The sequence below is a fragment of the Acinetobacter colistiniresistens genome (genome assembly GCF_000413935.1).
GTDB lineage: Bacteria > Pseudomonadota > Gammaproteobacteria > Pseudomonadales > Moraxellaceae > Acinetobacter > Acinetobacter colistiniresistens.
Genome location: NZ_KE340383.1, coordinates 68,126 through 87,120 on the forward strand (window position 1 = coordinate 68,126; position 18,995 = coordinate 87,120).

Sequence of the window (18,995 nt, forward strand, 5' to 3'; positions counted from 1 at the left end):
CGATTATTTTTAAATAATCGCTCTTTTTTACGGGGCTGATTTATTATTTTAAATAGATCTGCTGTTTGCTACGACCTGGCGTAACGCTCGGGAATTTACGATCATAATCAATCACAATCGCATCTTTACCCGTTAAGTTTTTAGCATCCGATTCCCAAGTCACATAATAGCTAATTTCGGCATCATCACGTACAGGGGGCTGAATGCGCTGACGGTGATCCGCTGGAATGGTAAATTCCACTGAAAATGGCACTTGCGACACTTGCACTTTCTTTTTCTCGATCAGGGTCGCCGGGACATCCGCCATCCGTTTTTCTACGGCGTATAAACTCACAGTACCCTGCTGTTGTGCCACCTGATGTGTACTTGGGCCAATAAACTCAACATTCAATGTTTGTGAAGCATGTGCTTTGCTGTGATCGTTATGAGACATCGATGTACAACCTGCGAGAACTGTTAAGGATAACCCGAAGCCCAAAGCTAACTTTTTCATTGTTTTAATCTCTTAGATAAAGATATGCCCAAAATAGCATAACAAATGCTGAAATTCTGATGACTTACATATCTCCTACTGAGTCTCATTTTTTTGAAAAAACAATTTAACTACGGACGATTGCATCTATTTTGCCACAGCGCCCACCGCCATTAATCATACATAAAAAACCATTAGAATTACCCATACGGGTCTTTTTACATAACTCCAACATGCAAAATAGGCATACTTCAGGAAAACCATTGTTTTTTATTTTGCCGAATTCAATCGCCTTTTCATACCTAAGCAAATCTGAGTAATACAGTAAGTCTTTATCTTTTATCTTTTTTTAACAATTTTCATATCCACAAAAACCCAACTCATGTTTAAGATTTAGTCAGCTTCAATCGAATAAAGCATTTATGACATCAACTTTAATCCATTGGAAAAAAAGCTTTCATCAACCTAGAGTAAAAATACAAAGGATGTGAACTCAATCATTGTAAATCGCACTTAGGCATCTGAAGTTTCGATACCCAATTTACATATGAGCCAGTTAAACATTCATATCTTTGAACGGTCAAACAATTGAGGTGACCTAGCTCACAGGTCATCTTGATGGAGATAGAACATGAGCCAAGACGATAAAAAATGTCCTTATAGCCACTTAACTACTGATTTTGGTGCTCCTGTCGTTGATAACCAAAACAGTATGACAGCTGGTGCAAGAGGGCCCTTATTAGCCCAGGATTTATGGCTAAACGAAAAACTTGCTAACTTTGTCCGTGAGGTCATTCCAGAGCGTCGTATGCACGCCAAAGGTTCAGGTGCATTTGGTACTTTCACGGTCACTCATGATATTACTCAATATACCCGTGCCAAAATCTTTAGCGAGATTGGCAAAAAAACTGAAATGTTTGCACGTTTTACTACGGTTGCAGGTGAACGTGGAGCGGCAGATGCGGAACGTGATATTCGTGGTTTTGCTTTAAAATTCTATACCGAAGAAGGTAACTGGGATATGGTGGGCAATAATACCCCTGTATTCTTCTTACGTGATCCACGTAAATTTCCCGATTTAAACAAAGCGGTAAAACGCGACCCTAAAACCAATATGCGTAGTGCAACCAACAACTGGGATTTCTGGACCTTACTGCCTGAAGCTTTACACCAAGTCACGATCGTGATGTCTGATCGTGGTATCCCTTCAAGCTACCGCCATATGCATGGCTTCAGTAGTCACACTTATAGTTTCATTAATGCAGCCAATGAGCGTTTCTGGGTCAAATTCCACTTCAGAACTCAGCAAGGCATTCAAAATCTGACAGATGCTGAAGCAGGTGAACTGGTCGGCCAAGATCGCGAAAGTCATCAACGTGATTTATTCGATGCAATTGAGCGCAAAGATTATCCAAAATGGACACTTTGCGTACAGATCATGCCAGAACAAGATGCAGAGAAAGTTCCATATCACCCATTTGATTTAACCAAAGTTTGGCCACATGGTGACTATCCATTGATTGAAGTTGGTGAGTTTGAGTTAAACCGCAATCCTGAAAACTTCTTCCTTGATGTTGAGCAATCTGCTTTCGCACCAAGTAATCTGGTGCCAGGTATCAGTGCTTCACCAGACCGGATGTTACAGGCCCGTTTGTTTAACTACTCCGATGCACAACGCTACCGCTTAGGTGTGAACTACCAGCAAATTCCGGTCAATGCTGCACGCTGTCCTGTACACAGTAATCACCGTGATGGCCAAGGCCGTATCGATGCCAACTATGGCGGTTTACCGCATTATGAACCCAACAGCTTTGGCCAATGGCAAGAGCAGCCTCAGTACAAAGAGCCTCCATTGAAAATCAATGGCGATGCAGATTTCTGGGATTATCGTGAAGATGACAACGATTACTTTAGTCAACCACGCGCCCTGTTCGAGTTGATGACCCCTGAACAGCAAGATGCGTTATTTGGCAATACTGCACGCGCCATGGGTGATGCTTTGGACTTCATCAAGTATCGTCATATCCGCAACTGCTATGCTTGCCACCCTGCTTATGGAGAAGGTGTTGCAAAAGCACTCGGTCTTACTGTTGCAGATGCTCAGGCAGCACGTGAAAGTGATCCAGCACGTCACTTACCCAGCTTTCTCTAAGCGTTAAAATGCTAAAACAAAAGCCATCCTCGGATGGCTTTTTTAATGCCGTTAGGTGACAATTTATTTAATCTCCTATTAGAAAAATAACCATGTCAAAACCATTACAGCAACTGATTCAAAGCCATAGCATCATCCTGTTCGATGCAGTGTGGGTACTCTGTTCTGCTTGGGCAGATTTTATGATCAGGCATGATCAACACTGCCAATTCAAATTGGTGTCGGTACAATCCAATTTAGGACAACAGCTCCTTGCCTATTGCCATCTTCCTACTGATCATTTTGAAACGATGGTTTTATTGGAAAATGGTCAATGCTATACCGAATCAACTGCTTTTCTCCGTATCATTCGGCGCCTCGATTTTCCCTATTCCAGTTTGAGACATGCCCGTCTTGTGCCTAAAACCATCCGAGATTTTGCTTATCGCTGTGTCGCATTAAATCGTTATCGCCTTTTTGGTAAAACTGAACAATGTTATGTGGTGACCCCAGATATTCAGCAGCATTTTCTCTTGGATGAGGTTGTCACATGAACAGCGAAAAACAAACCATTCAACAGATCTTAACGTTTTGTCAGTGGGTGATTGCCAGCCTTTGGATTTATCAGGGATTGATTCCCAAGTTAATTTTTCAGGTGCCAGATGAGCAATATCTTTGGCAGCAACTCAATATCGCACCATCTTATATGGCATGGGTGATTTCACTTTCAGGTCTCGCCGAAATCATTTTTGGTAGTCTTTTTTTCTGGATCCAGCATAAAGATTTGCACTGGCTCAATATCATCAGCCTAATTGGCTTACTTATTTTGGTTTTACTGATTTATCCAGACAAGATCTATCAGGCATTCAATCCTGTTGTCATGAATATTGCGTTGGCAAGTCTTTCGGTGATTTCACTTCATTGTATTCAAGCACTACAACATGCTAAGCCCGAATAAAGTGTCCTTCACGGATGCAATAAAATGGACTCACCAATTTAGATGAAGACTTCATGGCCTGCTGGAGTTCATGCTCAGGTGCATCACGATCTTCATCGGTCAACTGAAAAGTACGATAATGAATTGCCAGCGAACGATGAGCATGTAGATCCAGATGTGCGTGAAATGCATCTTGCGGATTCATATGCACATAACGCATCAGCAACCGTGGCTCATATGCACCGATTGGCAATAAAGCCATTCTGGCATCGCCATAACGTTCATGAATGTGTTTAAAGTGTCCTGAATACCCAGTATCCCCTGCAAAGAAACAATGTCCTGTTTTTGCAAGTAAAGAAAAACCACCCCACAAGGCACGATTTTGATCTCGTACACCTCGTCCAGAAGTATGCTGTGCAGGTGTATAGGCAATCTTTAATTCATCATGAAACGGAATTTCCTGCCACCAATCCATTTCGATGACATGTAGATGCTTCGGCATGTAATAAGCGTTGCCAAGCCCCGTATAAATTGGCATTTCGAATTTTTGATGTAGCCAGTCTAAAGTCGCCAAATCCATATGATCATAATGATTATGGCTTAGCAATACGCCATGAATGGTCGGCAGATGTTCAAGTGCAATGCCTGCAGGACAAACACGGCGCGGGCCATTGCCCTGTTTCGGGCTGACATATTCACACCAGACTGGATCGGTCAGGAAATTATAGGGGCCAATTTGAATCAGAACAGTCGCATGCCCAACAAACCAAATCTGCCAGTCATTGAGATCCGCATGTGGACGGTTTTGTGGCAATTCCAGCATTTGATTACGCAGGTTGGACTCATGATTATGGTCAATCTTCCAAGTAGAAGACTGACGTGTGGCTAACCATTTTAATAAACCTTTACGATCAAATGGGGTTAAAGGTTTTTCCAAATTATAAAAACGATCAATCCCACAGTGATCAGAAGCCTCATGCGGAAAAGGAGGTTTTCCCCAAGTGTGGCTCAAGCAAGATTGTGTCGGCAATTGGTAGGTTAATGTCGGCTTATCTTTCATGTATTTCTTCTTTGCTGGAATCGTATCGCATGAGGTAGCTAAGGTTATATCCCGTTTAAATCCTGGAGGTATTTTGATGCGCCAGTCTTTAAAATCATGATGATTTTTCTACTATTATCGCCTCATTCCAGATTCCTGTAACTGGTCTTTGATCCTAACATAAGCTTATTAGTTATGCTGATTTTCTCCCGCAGAGTCAACACAATTTTACCGAACTAATAAGGCTTGATGACAATTCGGTTCAAATTGAAAAAATGGGTTTTCTATCTATTTCCATATTTTATAAAAAAGCATATTGTATATAAAACCACCTCAGATATAATGCGCCCATTACATGATGTTGTGATCACCATAACCAAAAGAACAATAAGACATTTCTGGACCAGTCTTATGGAATTACGTCATTTACGCTATTTCATTAGCGTTGCTGAGGAACTCAGTTTTAGTAAAGCAGCACTAAAACTACACACAGCACAACCCTCGCTTAGTCAACAAATTAAAGACCTCGAAAATGATGTTGGTGTACAACTCTTACACCTCTTACACCGGACCAAACGAAAAGTTGAACTCACTGATGAGGGGCAAGTTTTTCTGGAACACGCCCGTTTAACTCTGATTCAAGCAGATAAAGCCATCGCCATGGCGCGCCAAGTTGCTGCAGCTAAAGTCCAATGTTTAAGTATTGGTTTTGTTCCCTCGGCAGAAATTCGTATTTTCCCCTCTCTATTGCCACGCCTGCGGGTCAAACTGCCGAAACTGCAAATTCGAACGCTCAACCTGAAAGAAAGTGATCAAATCAGCAAACTCCAAAAAGGTGATTTAGATATTATTTTTATTAATCAAAAGTTTGAAAATGAGACTTTCGCAAGCCAACTGGTTTTAAAAGAACCCTTGGTATTCATGCTGCCCAAACAACACCCTTTGGCCCAATGTGTGGAAATTGGCCTCGCTCAACTGCACAGTCTCTCCCTCACGATTTTGACGGCTAAGCTTTCCCCTGCCTTGGCGCACAGCATTACGCAGTACATTAAGCAGCAACAGATTCATTTTCAACGTATTGATGAAGCCGCAACCATCGCAGAAGTGCTGCAAATGGTACATTCAGGTCGACACTGTGCCATCTTGCCTGCTTATATCCAAGCCTTGGCCACCGAGCACGTCGTTGTTCGTAATTTAAGCCATGCCCTTCCATTTCTGGAGGTGTTTATGAGCTATCCAAAACGTGAACCAAGTCTAGCAATAAAGCGACTCCTTATCGAAATCAGCCGTATCTTTGCTTTAGACACCTCATTCACGCGCAAATCGAATGTTCTAAAATAAAAAAAGCCGAATTCAGTCGGCTTTTTAACGCGACACAGGTTTAGACATTACTAAAAAATGCAGCAAATTTTTGATAGCTTGGACGCTGTTTAATGTTTTCTAAATAATGCTCAATTGCAGGGTGTGATTCGATCTCCCCCACTTTTAGCTGCCAAAATAACATCGCAGCAACCGTCACATCCGCAGCAGTAAACTGCTTGCCACATAAATAGGGATCAACTTCACTAAGGCCTTGCACAAAGGCGTTATAGGCATCTTGATAATCACCATACCCCACAGAGCCTTTCTGATCGGGCTTCACCTCAACACCGAGCATTTTATTGGTTGAAGCAGCTTCCCAAGGCCCAGAAATAAAGAATAACCAACGATAATACACGCCACGTTTTGGATCATTCAGTGCAGGTGCCAAACCTTTGTCTGCAAATTTATCAGCCATATAAGCACAAATTGCATCAAGTTCATAAACCACAATATCACCATCGACCAATACGGGTACTTTGCCAAATGGATTGATTTTTAAATATTCAGGCTCTTTCATCTCAGTTTGAAAAGCAACCTCGATGCGCTCGCATTCAATGCCAAGCTCGATCAGTAACCAGTCGACAACGACGCCACGTGAAAAACTATTGGTATAAAGTTGAAGTGCCATTTTGATATTTCCTTGGTGAGTTATTCTTATTTCAATGTAATTGTTTTGATTGTCAGTTTTTGTCAGTAGTGTCACGACACATTTCCTGTGCCCACCATTGCTGAAATAACTGTTGTTTGAATTGTGGATAGAGTTCTTGGCTCAGGGTCAATTGCTGAATACGGTCAATCCTAAAATGTCGAAACCCTTGGCGTAATTCACACCATGCTGCCAATACAATCCGATCATTAAAATAACCTAGCGCAAATGGCCACAAAATACGAGAACTGACGCGTTGTTGTTCGTCGGCATAATCGACCAAGATTTTGACTTGCTGACGAATCGCCAAACGCACTTGCTCCACCAAGGTTTCATCGACAGGTAACCAGACATTGATCGATCGTAAAGTGGTTTGTTGCAGTTGATGCTGACAATGTTGAGGCAAAACGGCATTCAGTTTGGCCAATACCGAAGTTGAAGCCGACTTCAATGCCAGATCAGGAATGTCATTCAGCCAGTTCAAAGCCAAAAAAATCGCTTCAATTTCAGTTTCATTCAGTGTCATTGGCGGTAACAAAAAATCTTGTTTGAGTTGAAAACCCAAACCTGCTGCCGCATCAATCCCAACCCCTTGTTCACGTAGGCTTTCGATATCACGATAGATACTACGCTGACTAATCTGCAAACGTTCTGCCAACACCTGCGCAGTCACGGGATAACGGTATTCTCGGAGCAGCTGTAATAGATTAAGTAAACGGATTGAACGACTCATACGGTCCCTATTGTTATTATGCAGAAAGGGAAAGTAGACCTCCCCCTCCTTGTCGTTTCAGCTGATTTGAAGCGCTTAACTTTCAGTTAAAGCCGCCACATTGAGCACACGCTGCAAATACACATGCAGATCTTGCACCGTATGCGCGACAGTTAAAGGCTGATATTGCTGCAAAGTCTCAATACTATGCACGCCATAACTGACCCCGATCCGTGGCATCTTCAGGTTTTGCGCCATTTCCAAGTCATAACTGGTATCACCCACCATAATTGCACGATCAGCTGCCACATCCAGTTCAGTCAAAATCTCCTGCAACATCAAGGGATCAGGCTTGGATTTGGTTTCACTGGCCGCACGGGTAATATCAAACAGCGCAAGACTATTGGTTTGCACGAGCACACGATCTAAACCTTTACGACTTTTGCCTGTGGCAACTGCGAGTTTTAAACCTTGTTGCTTTAAATCAGCCAATAACTCGGCCACACCGGCAAACCAGACATCACTTTTCGAGTTTGCCACATAGTGATCAGCATAACACTGCAAAATATCTTGGTGTAAATCTGGAACTTGTGGAAACAGGATTTGCATGACTTCAGGCAAACCCAAACCGATGATACTTTTAGCCGCCTCATCCGTCAGCGGTTGTTCAAACTGTTGCGCCGCATATTGCAAACTTGCCACGATTTGCCCAACCGAATCGAATAAAGTGCCGTCCCAATCAAAAATCACTAACTCGATATTTGGACTCATTTCTGTTTTCTCAACTGTTCAATCACCTGCTGCATATCCTCAGGCATTGGCGCTTCAATACTTGGATAATTAGGGATATCCAAACGCATGGCATGTAAGCACAAACGACGTGCCTCCGGACCTGTATACGCCGTGTTATGACCGTATTTATCATCTCCAACCAGAGGATGACCAATACTGAGACCATGCACACGAATCTGGTGAGTACGTCCCGAGAGTGGTGATGCATGGATCAAAGTTGCTGATTTAAAACGTTCAACTACTTTCCAGTCGGTTTTACTTGGCTTGCCTTCTTTGGTCACACGCACACGACGTTCGCCATTGGCTAATTCATAACGCAGCAAAGGTGCATCAATCATCTGCCGATCTAAACTGACCTGCCCTTTCACAATTGCGGCATAGGTTTTTTGAATTTTATGTTCACGTAGCAAGTCCTGTAACAGTTTTAAGGTACTGCGCTTTTTACTGATCATCACCAGACCCGAAGTATCACGGTCAATACGATGGATCAGCTCTAAATATTTTTTGCCTGTGGCTGCACGTAAGGCCTCAATCAGACCATAGGCCACACCACTGCCGCCATGTACCGCAATGCCTGATGGCTTATTGACGACCAATAAACCTTCATCCTCATATACCACACGGCTTAGCAAACTTTGCGCCACGTCATCGCTAACAGGTGCAGCCGTTTCATCCTTTTGTTCATAGCGGATTGGGGCAACCCGAATCTGGTCACCAATATTCAAACGTGTTTCTGCTTTTATTCTTTTTTTGTTTACGCGTACTTGCCCTTCACGAATCAAACGATAAATTCGACTCTTCGGTACACCTTTTAATCGGGTAAATAAAAAATTATCTATTCGCTGCCCGTCTTGATGCTCATCCACGTCAAACCAAGTGACACTTTGCCATTGTTGTGTAGAATTCATACGCTCGATTTATCCAAGATTTGCTAAATATGATTAAAAAATGATCATTTAGCTAAGTTATTTCACAAGAAACCTAAACTTAGCCCATAGGCAGATGCTGCAAGGTTTGATATATTCAGCGCACGGATACCGCCGTAAGTGAGCATCAAATCAGAAATTTTATTTAGATAAAATTTTAAATCGATGAGATATTCACCCACAACTCGGATAGGTCCTAAAGAATTATGCCGACGCCGAAGGCTTATTATATCGGCAAAATGGCAAACTGTTGCGTTTAATTGTGCATCAGCACATACAGTTTGTTCAGAAAAAATATGTCGCCAGCAATTTGCTGGTTATTAAACGTAAACTGATCCACATCAGACAATTTGCTCCCTGATGTCGCATTCAGGCTAAAGCGTTGATGCATTGGAACTGCTAAGCAGAGATACGATGATCATTCCGTATCAAGACTTCCAGATGGATCGACTTCAATGCTTAATGACAGTGAAAGTCACCATCCAATGCACCGCTCACCCGCCAGTGAAGCGTACAGGAAACTTTGATTATGTCGGATCTAGTGATATTTCACAGATGGAAGACATGCCATGAAATATCAACAGATTCCAGATTGAAGCAATATTGCTGACATCGAAATAACCGTATCAGAGCCCCAGCTGGATATTTACAGTCAGTGGTTTCAGAGCTTCCTACACAAAGTTGCTTCTGAGTCTTGATCGCGCCAATGAGATGTTTGCTCAAAAATATTGGGCTTGTTGTTTGTGTGCATCACTATTAGGTGTCACACCCATGAAACGTATGTTGATTAATGCAACCCACGCCGAAGAAGTTCGCGTTGCACTTATCACTGGTAATCGTCTTTACGATTTCGATTTAGAGAATCGTACGCGCGAACAAAAAAAATCAAATATCTATAAAGGTCATGTCACTCGCGTTGAACCGTCTTTAGAAGCGGTTTTCGTTGAGTACGGCGCACAGCGTCAAGGCTTTTTGTCTATGCGAGAAATTGCAAACTCGTATTTCAAAGCTGACCCTCGTCAAACTTCAAATATTCGTGAACTCATTACTGAAGGTACTGAGTTACTGGTTCAAGTTGAAAAAGAAGAACGTGGCAACAAAGGCGCTGCGCTTTCTACTTTCATTTCACTTGCTGGTCGTTACTTAGTGCTGATGCCAAATAATCCGAAAGGTGGTGGTATCAGCCGTCAAATTTCAGGTTCAGTGCGCGAAGAACTGAAAGAAATTTTAGCCTCTTTAAATGTACCACGTGGCATGAGCGTGATCGTTCGTACCGCGGGAATTGGCCGTACTCAAGAAGAACTACAACTCGACTTGCAACACTTACTTGACCTTTGGGCACAAATTCAAGGTTCAGCAAGCTCTGGTCCATCGCCAATGTTGGTGCATCAAGAAGCAGGCGTGGTGACACGTGCGATCCGTGATTATTTACGTGACGACGTGGCTGAAATCCTGATTGATAGCGAACAAGCCTATAACGAAGCCTATAACTTCGTAAAAGCAGTAATGCCGCGTCAGTTAGACAAATTAAAAACCTATACTTTGAATGAGCCGTTGTTTGCTCACTTTGGAATTGAAAGCCAAATCCAAACCGCTTATGAACGTGAAGTTAAACTTCCATCTGGCGGTTCAATCGTGATCGATCAAACTGAAGCTTTGGTTTCAATTGATATTAACTCGGCAAAATCAACCCGTGGTCACGATGTTGAAGAAACTGCGTTAAACACCAACTTAGAAGCAGCCGAAGAAATCGCACGTCAACTGCGTTTACGTGATATTGGCGGTTTAGTGGTGATCGATTTTATCGACATGACCAAAGACCGTAACCAACGTATGGTTGAAGCGAAATTACGTGAAGCGACTCAAAGTGACCGTGCACGTATCCAATTCGGTCAATTGTCACGTTTTGGCTTGATGGAAATGAGCCGTCAACGTTTACGTCCTTCTTTAGAAGAAGCGACAGGTTACGTTTGCCCACGCTGTCATGGTACGGGTATGGTGCGTGACTTACGTTCGTTGTCACTTTCAATCATGCGTAAGGTTGAAGAAATTGCTTTACGTGAACGCCAAGGTGAAGTTCAAGTTGAAGTGCCTGTTGAAATCGCAGCATTCTTATTGAATGAAAAGCGTCACAGCCTAGTTTACTTAGAACAAACTTCAAATGTTCGTGTGACGGTATTACCTCACCCGCACTTAGAAACACCACACTACCAAATCCAGTTCAATCCAGATGGTTTTGCACCTTCAAGTTATGAACGTACTGAAGCTACCCGCTCTAGCGAAAAAGAATTGGGTTATGAATCTTCAGATTGGCATTTGGAAGATGCAGAGCATCACCATGCACCTGCTGCGCAAAACCAAGCTGCTGCACCACAGAAGAAAGGCGCTGCTCAGCAACAGGCCGCTCAAGCAAAACAACCACAAGCAAGTACGCAAAAGTCAGCTAGCCCTTGCGCTTGGTTAGAGAACCTATTTGTTCAAAAACAAGCACAAACCACTGATCAATCCCGTTCTGCACAAAATGCAGCGGCAGCGATTGAACAAATGGTGAATAACGGCGCGGTAAGCCGTGGCCAGTTTGGTCAAGTCAACGTGCCCGTTGTCACTGAAACTGCTGCACCAGCGACAGCAAACAATGCTTATATTTCACAAAATCCTGTGAAACAAGAAGCGCGTGAAACTTTTGAGAAAGACGAAAAATCTCATCGTCCAAATCAAAACCAGAAGAAGCGCAAACACAAAGAGCAACGTGAACAACACGCACATGCACATGAACAGCAAAACCAAGTGCATGAAGAAGTCGTTCAACTGTCACGTCAGGAACAGCGCCAAGAGCAACGTGAGCTGAAACGTCAACAAAAACGTCAACAGTCACAAGAGCCTCAAAACCAGCAACAACATCATGATACGGCTCAAGGCAATGACAATGCGCCATTACCGCGTCGTGATCGCAATCAGCAACGTCCAAATCGCCCAAATCGTCATCGCGACCAAAGCGTGTTGAATGAAGCTCCTGCTACTACTGAAGCACCTGCGAATCCACAGCAAGTTAAAGTAGATGTGGTGGATGCACCTCGTGCAGAACCGATGAACACGGCATTGATCGTGAACATTGATCAAGGTCAGAGCGAAATTGTTGCTTTGAATCCTCAGCAAGCTCCTGCGCCAGCAGCAAAAGCTGAGACTGCACCTGCTGTCGTTGAAAAAGCTGCAGCAAAAGCACCTGCTCAAGCAGCACCTGCGGCTGTTGAAGAAGCACCTGCTGCTGTAGAAGAAACTGCTGAAGCGCCAGTAAAACGTGCCAGCAATGACCCACGTTCACGTCGTCGCCAACGCGGTGCACAATCAGCGCCAAAAGTGGTTGCACCTAAAGTTGCGCCATCGCAAATCCCGGCCTTGGGTCAATATACAATGGGTAGCTTGATTCGCCATGTCTATGGTGAAGATTGCACGATTCTCATTGATCAGTTTGGGTTAATTACCACCTTTAACCGTGCACTACAAAAGTTTGCTGAGCAATATGCAAACGCTACCGTAGTAGAAACAGCGGTTGAAGAAGAAAAGCGCCCTGTAACACGTGATGCTGAACTTCCAAGCCAAAAAGCAACAGAAGAAGCTGAACCAGCACCCGTGTTAGCATTAACACCGCCTGAAGCAGCAAGCATTCGTGTTGCCAATGACCCGCGTGAACGTCGTCGCTTGGCAAAACTTGCCGCTGAACAAGCAAAAGAAGCACATATTGCATCGACTGCTGCTCCAGCACCTGCTGAAAACACTGAACCGAAAGAAGAAGTGAAGAAAGCGGAAGCTGCTGTTGCAGAAGAAACTGTCGCTGTAGCCCCAGAACAACAACCCTTAGAACTCACCAATACAGATGCTACTCTAGCAGAAGTAACGCCAGTTGAAACGGTTGAATCTGCTGTGGTTGCTGAAGTTGAGCCCGCTGTCGAAGCAGCAGCTGAAGTTACTGAAACAGTTCAAGCTGTAGAAAAAGCAGAACCTGTTGCAGCCGAAGCAGATGCGGAAGATGAAGCAGCGAAAGCGGAAAAAGAGAAATCGAGCCGCCCTCGCCGTCCGCGTGGCCGTCCACCTAAAAAAGCAACTGCCAGCAATGAGTAATTTGCTAAATTGCACTCAATAAGGCTAAGCCTAGTCATTTCGGTGACTAGGCTTTTTTGTTATTTTGTCAAATTAGGTTGATTGCTCTAGGGACTTACCATTACAAAACAGCATCAACATCAATGGTGTAAATGGTTGTGCTCTAACGGATAGCCATTTTTGGATTGATCGAAAAATAAACAGGATTGATATGAGCCAGACTACGCAGACCGATATTATTACTCTTGGTGATGTCGCTACTCGACTTCCAAACTTCATCACTAAAGTACCTCATATCCTTAATGGTCTTAAACAGGCATATTTACGAACGCCATCTTCTCCCGCAGGTTTAGGTATTGCCTTTGAAAAAGCAGTCAAGCGCAACCCTCAAGGCATCGCACTGTTATTTGAAGATCAAAGTTACAGTTACCAAACATTAAACGAATGGGCAAACCAGATTGCACATTACTATTTGTCACTCGGTGCGAAAAAAGGTGATGTAATTGCGGTGATGGTTGAAAACCGTCCTGAACTGATTGCCAGTATTGTTGCCTTGGCCAAAATTGGCGTCACTATTGCACTCGTCAACACCTCTCAGGTGGGTAAAGTTCTCGCACATAGCATTAACTTGGTCAATCCGATTGCTGTGATTGCGGGTGAAGAAGTGCGTGCTGCCATTGATGAAGCGCGTCAAGATTTAAAAGTTGCCCAAGATCGTTTTCACTGGTTTGCCGATCAGGAAACCCGTAAAAATGCGGGGACTGCGCCACAAGGTTATCTCAACCTTGCGCAACAAATTGATCAGTTCCCAAAATTCAACCCATCAACCACACGCACCGTAACGGGTAAAGATGGTTTGTTCTATATTTACACCTCTGGTACCACAGGCTTACCAAAAGCCGTCATCTTTACACACAGTCGCTGGACGCTTGCTTATGGCACCTACGGACATATCCTGAACTTAGGTAAAGATGATGTGATGTACGTGACCCTACCGCTCTATCACGCAACTGGCGTGGTTGTATGCTGGTGTGGTGTTATCGCAGGTAGTGCAACCCTGGCGGTACGTCGTAAATATTCAACCAGTGCGTTCTGGAAAGACGTACAGAAGTTTAATGCCTCTGCGATTGGTTATGTGGGTGAGCTCTGCCGTTACTTAATCGATGCACCAGCAACTGAACAAGATCGTGCCCATCGCGTCACCAAAATGATTGGTAATGGCATGCGTCCAAATATTTGGAGCAAGTTCAAAGAACGGTTTGGTGTCGAAGAAGTACTCGAACTGTATGCATCAAGTGAAGGAAATGTGGGCTTTAGCAATATATTCAACTTTGACAATACGGTTGGCTTCTCTCCAACCCCGTATGCGATCGTTGAATTTGACAAAGAAAAAAATGAGCCAGTCCGTGACAAGAAAGGCTATTGCAAGAAAGTGAAAACCGGTGAAGTCGGCTTACTTATTGGTAAAATCACCAGCCGTTCTCCATTTGATGGCTATACCGACCCTGAAAAGAATAAGTCTGTGATCTTGAAAGATGTGTTTACTCAAGGGGATTCCTATTTCAATACCGGTGACTTGGTTCGTGACATTGGTTTCCGTCATGCCCAGTTTGTGGATCGCTTAGGTGATACCTTCCGCTGGAAAGGTGAAAACGTTTCGACCACAGAAGTTGAAAACATGGTCTGCGAATATGAAAAAATCGCTGAAGCCGTGGTCTACGGTGTTGAAATTCCAAATACCAATGGTCGTGCTGGTATGGCTGCAATTACCTTGGTCGATGGGGCAGAACTCAATGATGCGGATTTAAGCGAAATGGTCAACGTATTCCAGAAATGCTTACCATCTTATGCAATTCCAGTGTTCTTACGTGTTCAAGAAAAAGTCGAAACCACAGGCACATTTAAATATCAGAAAAATAAACTGAAAGAAGATTCGTTTAATCCAGGCAAAACTTCTGAACGTTTGCTGGTTTTATTACCAGGTGCAAATCGCTATTCTGATGTAAATACTGAGATATTTGACAATATTCAAAGCTATCAGTACCGTTTTTAGTTTATTTTTTAGCTAAACAAGAGGAAATCGTGCTTTTTATAAACAATCATGCAGATGTTTTTAAATTTCCTCTTGTGTTAGCTGAATAAGTTGCTAGAATACGCAACATCAAAACGAAGACGCATTTAGAACCAATTAGTTTCTGTTGCGTAGCATGTTTAAACACTTGCTTATGGGTCGTTAGCTCAGCTGGTAGAGCAGCGGACTTTTAATCCGTTGGTCCCGCGTTCGAATCGCGGACGACCCACCATCTTATGTTTTGATCTTCCTGAATAAGGGTTGATAACCGAAAGTTATCAAGATTTGTAAGACTACGCGCTTTGCTTGTCTTGCAATAATTTTAGAGTGTTACTCTAAAATTCTTTCAGGGTCGTTAGCTCAGCTGGTAGAGCAGCGGACTTTTAATCCGTTGGTCCCGCGTTCGAATCGCGGACGACCCACCAAATTCTAAAAAGCCTCATCTTAGTTGATGAGGCTTTTTTATTGTCTACTTGGTTTCTTTCAGAAAAATGACAATACCATTTGAATCGCCTGAAGCATCCATGCTGCAAGCATCACGATAGTTTAATTATAGAAATTGTTCTAAAACCGAATTTAAAAAGATGTGTCCCTGCTCGGTACAGGCAATCCGACTCGGATCAGCAAGCAATAATTTTTTCTGGCGTAATGGATTAAGCCTCGCTTCCAGCTCACTCAAATCCAATCCGGTACGCTGGGTATAAAATTCGGCAGCAACGCCTTGATTTAAGCGCAATGCATTCATCATAAATTCAAAAGGTAATTCCTCTGTCTCGATACGCTTCATTTGCACATGTTCAGCAGGCACTTTAGCTAAATAGTCCTTCGGTAAGCGGGTCTTCTGAAAACGATAAACGCCATCTGGTCGGGTAACTTTGCCATGTGCACCTGCACCAATCGCCAGATAATCACCAAATTCCCAATAATTTAAATTATGTGCTGATGGCTTTTCCTTACGCCATGCTGAAACTTCATAATTCACATAACCATTGGCTTTTAAATAAGCCTCACCTTGCGCTTGAATATGCTCCAAAATTTCATCTTGTGGCAATACAGGCTGAGTACGGAAAAAAACGGTATTCGGCTCAATGGTAAGTTGATACCAGCTAATATGCGTTGCACCCTGCTCCACAGCCAATCTAAGATCCGTTAACGCCTGTTGTTCCGTCTGTTGGGGCAAACCATGCATGAGATCGACATTAACGCGCTCAAAGCCAGCCTGACGCGCCTGTTGAATTGCATCCAGTGCATTATTGGCTGAGTGGATACGACCGAGTCGCTGTAAATGGTCTGGATCAAAACTTTGTACACCCAACGATAAACGATTAATCCCCACTGCCAGATAATCGGCAAATGGATCATGTTCCACCGTACCCGGATTGGCTTCCAAGGTAATTTCACAGTCGGCTTCAAAGTCTAAACGTGCTTTAAGTTGATCAAATAACCATTGATAACCTTGCGCAGAAATCAGTGACGGCGTCCCCCCACCAATAAACACACTATGAATCGATCGACCTTGTGCCATTTCAACCTGAGTCTCAAAGTCAGCCACCAAGGCAGCCAAATATTGCTGTTCCAGATCTATCGACAATTGTCCATCGGGAACGGCGTGCGAGTTAAAGTCACAATAAGGACATTTACGTACGCACCATGGCATATGGATATACAAGGACAGTGGGATATTTGCAGGATTTAACAGACTCAAGATACAAGCTCAATGAAAGAACCTGATCATTTTAACATGACTCGGCTCGGCACGGTTGCAGCTTCAATATTGCATACCGCTTATCATCCCTGACTTATTCAGTTAGACTGAAAACATAAAAAACAATTAGACCGATAATATGATGAAAATTTCCAGCCAATTGCTCTTTATTCTGCCCCTTGCTTTAGGGATCGGGATTGCAATGGCCTTTCAAACGGCAATTAATGCACAACTCCGAGAGTATCTGAATTCCCCACTGCAAGCCGCCTTACTTTCATTTTTGATTGGGACGATTATTCTGGGCCTGCTTGTTTACTTCCAAGGCGCAGCAAAACCCAGTTTAACTGAACTTTCACAAATTCCATGGTTTCTCTGGTTAGGGGGATGCCTTGGGGTTTATGCAATCAGCATGAGCATTTATACTGCACCTAAACTTGGATTTTTAACTTTCTCGGGTTTGGTTATTTTTGGACAGTTGGTGATTTCCATGTTCATCGATCACTTTGGCTGGTTAGGTACTGAAAAAACACCGATTAACTGGCAACGCCTGCTGGGCAGTATCGTGATTTTTATTGGTGTGTTATTCACACTGCAACGCTAATTCTCCCTCATTTTAATAAGAGTATTTTTTTGTGTCCCATGCCACAACCAAGCGCTTTGAACTTAAACAGCTGTTCCATTTGATGTTTCCGATCCTGATCACACAGTTTGCCCAAGCTGGATTAGGATTAATTGATACGATTATGGCAGGGCATTTGTCTGCCACTGATTTAGCCGCGATTGCCGTGGGTGTTGGTCTATGGATTCCGATCATGCTGCTCTTTGCAGGCATCATGCTGGCAACCACACCTTTGGTGGCCGAAGCCCGTGGTGCAAGAACCCCTGAAAAAATTCCAACCATTGCCCGCCAGTCTTTATGGGTCGCTGTGATTCTCGGGATTGTAGCGATGTTGATTCTGCAATGTATGCCCATGTTCCTACCACTATTGGGTGTGCCTGAAAGCTTAATCCCGAAAGCGAGCCTGTTCTTACATGCGATTGGCTTTGGTATGCCTGCTGTGATGATGTATGCGGCGCTACGCAGTTATTCTGAAGCATTGGGACATCCACGCCCTGTGACCGCAATTAGCTTGATTGCCCTGCTGGTCTTGATTCCGCTGAATTTTATTTTTATGTATGGCTTTGGGCCAATCCCGGCATTGGGCAGCGCAGGCTGTGGTTTTGCAACAGCGATCTTGCAATGGCTGATGTTTATCACTTTGGCGACTTATATTTCCAAAGCCAAAGCCTATAAGCAAGCACCGATCTTCACCAAATGGGAAAAACTTGATCCCGTTTGGATTAAACGCATTTTAAAGCTGGGTTTACCGATTGGTCTGGCAGTATTTTTTGAGGTCAGTATTTTTAGTACTGGAGCGATTGTACTGGGTCCGCTCGGTGAAAATGCCATTGCAGCCCATCAGATTGCCATTTCAGTCACCTCACAGCTGTTTATGATTCCGTTGTCCTTAGCAATTGCCTTGACGATTCGTGTTGGCATGTATTATGGCGAACAAAACTGGCATGCGATGCGTCAAGTACAAATTGTGGGGCTGATCACTGCCACGATCTTTGCGGCCTTGACCATGACTCTAATTGCACTTGCACGCCCCCATATCGTGGCGATTTATACCACGGATATCAACGTGATTCCGGTGGCGATGTACCTGCTCTGGTTCGCAATGGCGTATCAATTGATGGATGCATGGCAAGTCAGTGCAGCAGGTTGTTTACGTGGTATGCAAGACACTCAGGCCCCAATGTGGATTACCTTAATGGCCTACTGGGTCATTGCTTTCCCAATCGGCTTATATCTGGCGCGTTATACCATTTGGGGTGTGGCAGGCGTTTGGCTCGGCCTGATCATTGGTTTAAGTATTGCCTGTGTATTACTAATCGCCCGTTTATATTTAAATAATAAACGTTTGGCACAGCGTGCCCTCAGTACATAAAAATTAACCCGCATTGAGTGTTATTGATTCAGGGCAGCATGGACGCTGCTCTTAAACTTATCCTCTCATTCAATACCTCCATTTACCCCCTTCACAGCATACTTACATCACTT

Annotated in this window: 16 protein-coding genes and 2 tRNA genes; 11 read left to right on the top strand and 7 right to left on the bottom strand. The window is 43.6% G+C overall.

The window, feature by feature from the left end:
* Positions 1-43: 43 nt before the first annotated feature.
* Positions 44-493, bottom strand: coding sequence for a hypothetical protein (locus F907_RS02170; protein ID WP_016653161.1), 450 nt, complete (start codon positions 491-493; stop codon positions 44-46).
* A gap of 610 nt (positions 494-1,103) precedes the next feature.
* Here F907_RS02170 and F907_RS02165 point away from each other — a divergent pair.
* From F907_RS02165 to F907_RS02155, 3 genes are all read left to right on the top strand, one after another.
* Positions 1,104-2,624 carry a catalase gene (locus F907_RS02165; RefSeq protein ID WP_016653162.1) on the top strand — a complete coding sequence of 507 codons (1,521 nt, stop codon included), beginning with the start codon at positions 1,104-1,106 and terminating at the stop codon, positions 2,622-2,624.
* Positions 2,625-2,716: 92 nt separating this feature from the next.
* Positions 2,717-3,157, top strand: coding sequence for a thiol-disulfide oxidoreductase DCC family protein (locus F907_RS02160; RefSeq protein ID WP_016653163.1), 441 nt, complete (start codon positions 2,717-2,719; stop codon positions 3,155-3,157).
* Positions 3,154-3,561, top strand: a complete 408-nt coding sequence (locus F907_RS02155) for a DoxX-like family protein (protein ID WP_016653164.1) — start codon at positions 3,154-3,156, stop codon at positions 3,559-3,561. The genes F907_RS02160 and F907_RS02155 overlap by 4 nt, the downstream gene beginning before the upstream one ends.
* Here the strand turns inward: F907_RS02155 and F907_RS02150 are convergent.
* On the bottom strand, positions 3,548-4,600 hold the full coding sequence (locus F907_RS02150) for an MBL fold metallo-hydrolase (protein WP_016653165.1): 1,053 nt from the start codon (positions 4,598-4,600) through the stop codon (positions 3,548-3,550). The two genes, F907_RS02155 and F907_RS02150, sit on opposite strands and share 14 nt — an antisense overlap.
* A gap of 390 nt (positions 4,601-4,990) precedes the next feature.
* Between F907_RS02150 and F907_RS02145 the strand changes: the two genes are divergently transcribed.
* The gene (locus tag F907_RS02145) at positions 4,991-5,920 is read left to right on the top strand and encodes a LysR substrate-binding domain-containing protein (RefSeq protein ID WP_016653166.1); all 930 of its coding nucleotides are present in this window, start codon (positions 4,991-4,993) and stop codon (positions 5,918-5,920) included.
* Between the two features lie 40 nt (positions 5,921-5,960).
* Here F907_RS02145 and F907_RS02140 read toward each other — a convergent pair whose 3' ends face one another.
* From F907_RS02140 to F907_RS02125, 4 genes are all read right to left on the bottom strand, one after another.
* Positions 5,961-6,569 (bottom strand): glutathione S-transferase family protein, encoded by a 609-nt coding sequence (locus tag F907_RS02140; RefSeq protein WP_016653167.1) that lies wholly within the window; start codon positions 6,567-6,569, stop codon positions 5,961-5,963.
* A gap of 52 nt (positions 6,570-6,621) precedes the next feature.
* Positions 6,622-7,320, bottom strand: a complete 699-nt coding sequence (locus F907_RS02135) for a helix-turn-helix transcriptional regulator (RefSeq protein WP_016653168.1) — start codon at positions 7,318-7,320, stop codon at positions 6,622-6,624.
* 75 nt (positions 7,321-7,395) lie between these two features.
* On the bottom strand, positions 7,396-8,070 hold the full coding sequence (locus F907_RS02130) for an HAD-IA family hydrolase (protein WP_016653169.1): 675 nt from the start codon (positions 8,068-8,070) through the stop codon (positions 7,396-7,398).
* Positions 8,067-8,999, bottom strand: a complete 933-nt coding sequence (locus F907_RS02125; protein ID WP_005239955.1) for an RluA family pseudouridine synthase — start codon at positions 8,997-8,999, stop codon at positions 8,067-8,069. Before F907_RS02125 ends, F907_RS02130 begins: the two co-directional genes overlap by 4 nt.
* A 432-nt stretch (positions 9,000-9,431) precedes the next feature.
* Between F907_RS02125 and F907_RS19060 the strand changes: the two genes are divergently transcribed.
* The 5 genes from F907_RS19060 to F907_RS02105 all read left to right on the top strand — a co-directional run bounded on the left by F907_RS19060 (position 9,432) and on the right by F907_RS02105 (position 15,611).
* The gene (locus F907_RS19060) at positions 9,432-9,590 is read left to right on the top strand and encodes a hypothetical protein (protein WP_164743243.1); all 159 of its coding nucleotides are present in this window, start codon (positions 9,432-9,434) and stop codon (positions 9,588-9,590) included.
* A gap of 198 nt (positions 9,591-9,788) precedes the next feature.
* Complete coding sequence (locus tag F907_RS02120; RefSeq protein WP_016653170.1) at positions 9,789-13,136, top strand: Rne/Rng family ribonuclease; 3,348 nt, start codon at positions 9,789-9,791, stop codon at positions 13,134-13,136.
* A gap of 190 nt (positions 13,137-13,326) precedes the next feature.
* Positions 13,327-15,168: a long-chain-acyl-CoA synthetase gene (locus tag F907_RS02115; RefSeq protein WP_016653171.1), complete on the top strand. Its 1,842-nt coding sequence runs from the start codon at positions 13,327-13,329 to the stop codon at positions 15,166-15,168.
* A gap of 174 nt (positions 15,169-15,342) precedes the next feature.
* Positions 15,343-15,418: transfer RNA gene (locus F907_RS02110), tRNA-Lys, on the top strand.
* Between the two features lie 117 nt (positions 15,419-15,535).
* Positions 15,536-15,611, top strand: a tRNA-Lys gene (locus F907_RS02105).
* 125 nt (positions 15,612-15,736) lie between these two features.
* Here the strand turns inward: F907_RS02105 and hemW are convergent.
* The gene (hemW, locus tag F907_RS02100) at positions 15,737-16,891 is read right to left on the bottom strand and encodes a radical SAM family heme chaperone HemW (protein WP_016653172.1); all 1,155 of its coding nucleotides are present in this window, start codon (positions 16,889-16,891) and stop codon (positions 15,737-15,739) included.
* 139 nt (positions 16,892-17,030) lie between these two features.
* Between hemW and F907_RS02095 the strand changes: the two genes are divergently transcribed.
* Complete coding sequence (locus tag F907_RS02095; protein WP_016653173.1) at positions 17,031-17,492, top strand: DMT family transporter; 462 nt, start codon at positions 17,031-17,033, stop codon at positions 17,490-17,492.
* Positions 17,493-17,523: 31 nt separating this feature from the next.
* Complete coding sequence (locus F907_RS02090) at positions 17,524-18,882, top strand: MATE family efflux transporter (RefSeq protein WP_016653174.1); 1,359 nt, start codon at positions 17,524-17,526, stop codon at positions 18,880-18,882.
* The last annotated feature ends 113 nt before the right edge of the window (positions 18,883-18,995 follow it).

Coding starts and splice junctions, on each gene's coding strand:
- F907_RS02170 (WP_016653161.1), bottom strand. CDS start 493: ATGAAAAAGTTAGCTTTGGGCTTCGGGTTATCCTTAACAGTTCTCGCA.
- F907_RS02165 (WP_016653162.1), top strand. CDS start 1,104: ATGAGCCAAGACGATAAAAAATGTCCTTATAGCCACTTAACTACTGAT.
- F907_RS02160 (WP_016653163.1), top strand. CDS start 2,717: ATGTCAAAACCATTACAGCAACTGATTCAAAGCCATAGCATCATCCTG.
- F907_RS02155 (WP_016653164.1), top strand. CDS start 3,154: ATGAACAGCGAAAAACAAACCATTCAACAGATCTTAACGTTTTGTCAG.
- F907_RS02150 (WP_016653165.1), bottom strand. CDS start 4,600: ATGAAAGATAAGCCGACATTAACCTACCAATTGCCGACACAATCTTGC.
- F907_RS02145 (WP_016653166.1), top strand. CDS start 4,991: ATGGAATTACGTCATTTACGCTATTTCATTAGCGTTGCTGAGGAACTC.
- F907_RS02140 (WP_016653167.1), bottom strand. CDS start 6,569: ATGGCACTTCAACTTTATACCAATAGTTTTTCACGTGGCGTCGTTGTC.
- F907_RS02135 (WP_016653168.1), bottom strand. CDS start 7,320: ATGAGTCGTTCAATCCGTTTACTTAATCTATTACAGCTGCTCCGAGAA.
- F907_RS02130 (WP_016653169.1), bottom strand. CDS start 8,070: ATGAGTCCAAATATCGAGTTAGTGATTTTTGATTGGGACGGCACTTTA.
- F907_RS02125 (WP_005239955.1), bottom strand. CDS start 8,999: ATGAATTCTACACAACAATGGCAAAGTGTCACTTGGTTTGACGTGGAT.
- F907_RS19060 (WP_164743243.1), top strand. CDS start 9,432: ATGATCATTCCGTATCAAGACTTCCAGATGGATCGACTTCAATGCTTA.
- F907_RS02120 (WP_016653170.1), top strand. CDS start 9,789: ATGAAACGTATGTTGATTAATGCAACCCACGCCGAAGAAGTTCGCGTT.
- F907_RS02115 (WP_016653171.1), top strand. CDS start 13,327: ATGAGCCAGACTACGCAGACCGATATTATTACTCTTGGTGATGTCGCT.
- F907_RS02095 (WP_016653173.1), top strand. CDS start 17,031: ATGATGAAAATTTCCAGCCAATTGCTCTTTATTCTGCCCCTTGCTTTA.